This is a genomic window from Burkholderia sp. Ax-1720 (assembly GCF_011753035.1).
GTDB classification, from domain to species: domain Bacteria; phylum Pseudomonadota; class Gammaproteobacteria; order Burkholderiales; family Burkholderiaceae; genus Burkholderia; species Burkholderia gladioli.
In genome coordinates, this window is the sequence record NZ_VWWK01000302.1 from 1 (window position 1) to 4,572 (window position 4,572).

A 4,572-nucleotide genomic window follows, 5' to 3' on the forward strand; every position below is an offset into this window, starting at 1 on the left:
GCCGGCGAGGCGAGCCAGTCGCGCTGCGCGGCGGCGAAGGCGCGATAGCCGCGCGTCGCCACCGGCGGTTCGGCCTCGCCGCGGCCGAGCGCGTCGTAGAGGCGGCCGAGTTCGGCCAGCAGCAGGTCGAAGGACCACATGTCGACGCAGCCATGATGCAGGGCGAGCGCGACCCAGGTCCGCGTCGGGCCCTGCGTGACGCTGGCGCGCCAGGCGGCGACGCCCAGGTCGAACGGCGTGACCAGCGTTTCGCGCGCGGCCTGCAGCGCGGCCTCGTCGTCGGCGAAACGCGCCTGCACCAGGGCCGGTGCCGGCGCCTCGGCCGCCACCGGCTTGCCGTCGCGCTCGATCAGCACCATCCGCAGCACGTCGTGGCGCGCCGCCAGCTGACCCAGCGCGCGGGAGAAACGCTCGGCATCGAAGGCCGCGTCGGCCTCGGCCACGAAACCCTCGTTGTAGTCGACCGAGCCACGGTTCGCCTGCTGCGCGAGCCACAGCGCGGCCTGGCCCGGCGTTGCCGGCCAGTCGCCCTCGGCTGGCGCGGCCGCCTCGGCCCGCGTCGACGTACCGGTTTCCCCGGCGGCCGGCGCGCGCCAGGCGCGTTCGGCCAGCGTGCCGATCTCGGCGGCCAGCGCCGCCAGCGTGAGATCGCCGAACAGCAGCTCGACCGGCAGCTCGACGCGCAACGCGGCGCCGAGCCGATGCTGGACCTGCACAAGCGCCAGCGAATCGAGGCCGAGCGCCGACACCGGCCGCGACAGGTCGAGCGCGTAGAACGGCGTCTTCAGCAGCTCGGCGAACTGGTTCTGCACCACGCCCTCGACCAGCCGCGCGAAGGCCTCGCCCCGGGCGGCGGCCAGCATCGCGTGCAGGGCCGCGTGCGGGTCGTGCGCTACGCGCGCCGCGTCCCGCGTGCCGCTCGCGCCGGGCCGCGCCTCGTGCAGCACCTTCAGCGCGCCGCCGTGCAGCTCCTCGCGCACGGCGCTGCGCTGCACCTTGCCGCTGGAGGTCTTGGCGATCGAGCGCTCCTTGATCAGCACCACGCGTTCCAGCGCAAGGCCATGCCCCGAGGCGACGCGCTCGACGATCGCCGCGACGATCGCCGGGAACTCGGCCGACGGCGTATTGCGCCGCACCTCGGCGACCAGGGCCAGCGCCTGCGTGTCGGCTTCCGCTGCCTGCGTGGCATCCGCGGCCTGCCCGGCGCTCTCGCCGGCGCTCCCCGCCGAGGCGTTCTCGGCCAGCGTGAAGGCGGCCGCGCCGTCCGGCACCAGCGCGCGATGCGCGGCGGTGGCGGTGGCCTCCAGGTCGGACGGATAGTAGTTGTCGCCGCGCAGGATGATCACGTCCTTGCAGCGGCCGGTGACCACCAGCTCGCCGCCGTGCAGGAAGCCCAGGTCGCCGGTGGCGAGGAAGGGGCCGTCGCCGTCGGCCGTGAAGTTGCCGAAGGTCTGCGCGCTCTTCTCGGCATCGCCCCAGTAGCCCTGGGCCACGTGCGGGCCCTTGACCCAGATCTCGCCGACCGCGTCGTCGGCCAGGCGCGCGCGGCTGTCGCGATCGACGATCGCCAGCTCGCCGCCCGCCACCGGGCCGCCGCAGCCGACGCGCCGGAACACCGTGCTGCGACCCGAGGCGGCCAGGCTGGTCTGCTCGATCACGTGGCGCGGCCCGTAGCCGGTCGAACCCGTCACCAGCAGGGTGGCCTCGGCCAGCCCATAGCTGGGCCTGAACGCCTCGGCGCGGAAGCCGCAGGCGCCGAAGCGCGCGACGAAGGCGTCCAGGGTGCGCACCGACACCGGCTCCGAGCCGTTCACGGCGGCCGTCACGCTCGACAGGTCGAGCCCGGCCAGTTGCGCCGGCGCGATCTTCTCGACGCACAGCTGCCAGGCGAAGTTGGGCGCCACGGTCAGCGTGGCGCGATAGCGCGAGACGGCCTGCAGCCAGCGCAGCGGATTGCCGAGGAAGTCCATCGGCGCCATCAGGGTGGTCGGGTAGCCGACGTAGACGCCCTGCAGCAGGGTCATCAGCCCCATGTCGTGGAACAGCGGCAGCCAGAACACCGCGTGGCTGTCCGGCGTGTTGCCGCACATCAGGCGGATCATCTCCTCGTTGGCGAGCAGGTTGCCGTGCGTGACCATGATGCCCTTGGCCTGGCCCGTCGATCCCGAGGTGTATTGCAGGAAGGCCAGCGTGTCGGGCGTGGCCGCGTGCGGGCGCCAGCCGGCCGGGTCGAGCTCGCCCAGCTCGTCGACCACGATCAGCTCGACCGCGCTCAGCGCGGGACGCTCGGCGATGAAGGCCTCGATCGAGGCGGCCTGCTTGCGGGTGAGCATCACGAAGCGCGGCGCGGCGTCCTCGATGATGCGCGCCAGGCGCTCGAAGTGATGGTTGTTGCGCGGCGCGTAGGCCGGCACGGCGATGAAGCCGCCATAGAGGCAGCCGAAGAAGGCGCTCACGTAATCGAGGCTTTGCGGGCAGACGATCAGCGCGCGATCGCCGACGGCGCCGCTCGCGGCCAGCCGCGCGGCGACGCGGCGCGCCGCCAGGTCGAGACCGGCGAAGCTCAGGCTCGGCGCCGCATCGTCGCCGTCGCGGCCTTCGAGATAGCGATAGGCCAGCGCCTCGCCGAGCGTCTCGGCGCGCGCACGGCACAGATCGACGAAATTCGCGTGGCCGCTCATCGCGCCTCCCCTGCGGCCATGTCAGCCGCCCCGGCCGCCCCGGCCTGCGCGCGTCGTTCGCGCCATTCGCTGGCCAGCAGCGCATAAGCGTATTCGTCGCCCCAGGCGCCCTTGAAGAACACGTTCTGGCGATACATGCCCTCGCGGCGGAAGCCCAGGTGCTCCAGCAGCCGCTGCGCGCGCGCGTTGAGCGCATCGACGGTGGCTACCAGCCGGTGCTTGCCATGCTGCTCGAACAGCAGCTCGACCACGCTCGCCACCGCCTCGCGCGCATAACCCTGGCGCTGCGCCTGAACGTCGAAGGTCACGCCCAGCTCGGCCTGGCGTCCCTCGTCGAGGAAGTGCACCGCCACGTCGCCGACCAGTTGCCCGTCGGTGCGGCGTTCGGCGGCGATCTGGAACCAGGTTTCGTCGGTGTCGAAGGCGAGCGGCTCCTGCTCGGCGAAGAAGGCCAGCGCGTCGTCGAAGGAATACGAGGACCAACCCTGGTAGCGCGCCACCTCGGGATGGTTGCGGTAGGCGGTGAAGCTGGCGAGGTCGTCGCGCGTGAAGGGGCGCAGCACCAGGCGCGCGGTGGCAAGCGGGAAGCTCATTCGGGTTCCTTGAAGTCCGGTGGCGGGCTGGTCGGCGCAGACCGTGGAGATGCGGGAAGTCGCGGCGCTCATCGATGCGACTCCATCGCCTCGGGCAGCGCGGCCTCGGCGAGGATCGCCCCGGCGGCCGCGATGGTGGCGTCGATCGCCGCGTCGTCGATCTGGTAGTGGACGACGGCGCGGATCACGCCGTCGCCGAGCAGGCCCATGCGGATGCCCTGCTCGCGCAGCGCATCGAGAAAGGCGGCATTGCCGGGCACGGCCACGTCGAAGAACACCATGCTGGTGTCGAAGGCGGGCGCGCGCAGCGCGATGCCGGGAATCCGCGCGAGCCCGGCGGCCAGGCGCGCGGCGCGGCGATGGTCCTCGCCCAGCCGCTCCACCATCTCGGTGAGCGCGACCAGGCCGGCGGCGGCCATGATCCCGGCCTGGCGCGTGCCGCCGCCGAGCAGCTTGCGGTAGCGCTTGACGCGATCGATCAGCTCGGCGCTGCCGCAGACCATCGAGCCGTAAGGCGCGGCCAGGCTCTTGGACAGGCAGAACTGCACCGAATCGGCATACGAGACGATCTCGGCGGCCGGCACGCCGAGCGCCACCGCCGCGTTGAACAGGCGGGCGCCGTCCATGTGCACGGCCAGGCCGTGCTGGTCGGCCAGCTCGCGCACGCGGCGCAGGTAGTCGAGCGAGAGCACGCGGCCGCCGGCCAGGCAATGCGGGTTCTCCAGCGCGATCACGGCGGCCGGCGCGCACTGGTAGTCGTGGCGGTCGCGGATCGCCGCGCGCAGCGCCTCGATCGGCAGGCTGCCGTCGGCCGCGGTGGCCACCGGGTGCAGCACGCCGCCCCCCACCAGCGAGATGCCGCCCGCCTCGTAGTTGTAGAGGTCGGACTGGTCGCCGAGGATCACCTCGTGGCCGCGCGGGCACTGCGCCAGCAGCGCCGTCAGGTTGCCCAGCGTGCCGCTCGACACGAAGGCGGCGGCCGCCTTGCCGGTCATGTGCGCGGCCAGCGCCTCCAGTTCGTTGACGGTCGGGTCCTCGCCGTAGCAGTCGTCGCCGACTTCGGCCTCGAACATCGCGCGGCGCATCGGCGCGGTCGGCACGGTCACGGTATCGCTCAGGAAATCAATCAGGGGTCGGTCCATCGCCTGCGTCTCTCGTTCGGTCAATTCGTTTTGTCATCCTGACAACGATCGATGCGATCGCCGCCGCTTGTGGGGGTTGCGGCTGGCCAGGCCGCGCTCGGCCTCAGTGCGGCGCGGCCGCCAGCAGCGCGGCGACCCGCGTCTGGCGCTGCCGCG

General features: G+C 72.7%; 3 protein-coding genes. All 3 read right to left on the reverse strand.

What is annotated here, in order from left to right:
- A partial coding sequence (locus F3J18_RS35640) for an AMP-binding protein (RefSeq protein ID WP_166916804.1) occupies nucleotides 1–2,681 on the reverse strand: 2,681 nt, incomplete at its 3' end.
- Nucleotides 2,678–3,274, reverse strand: a complete 597-nt coding sequence (locus tag F3J18_RS35645; protein ID WP_051078797.1) for a GNAT family protein — start codon at nucleotides 3,272–3,274, stop codon at nucleotides 2,678–2,680. The genes F3J18_RS35640 and F3J18_RS35645, both read right to left, overlap by 4 nt.
- Before the next feature lie 68 nt (nucleotides 3,275–3,342).
- Nucleotides 3,343–4,416: a GntG family PLP-dependent aldolase gene (locus tag F3J18_RS35650; protein WP_017921650.1), complete on the reverse strand. Its 1,074-nt coding sequence runs from the start codon at nucleotides 4,414–4,416 to the stop codon at nucleotides 3,343–3,345.
- Nucleotides 4,417–4,572 lie beyond the last annotated feature (156 nt).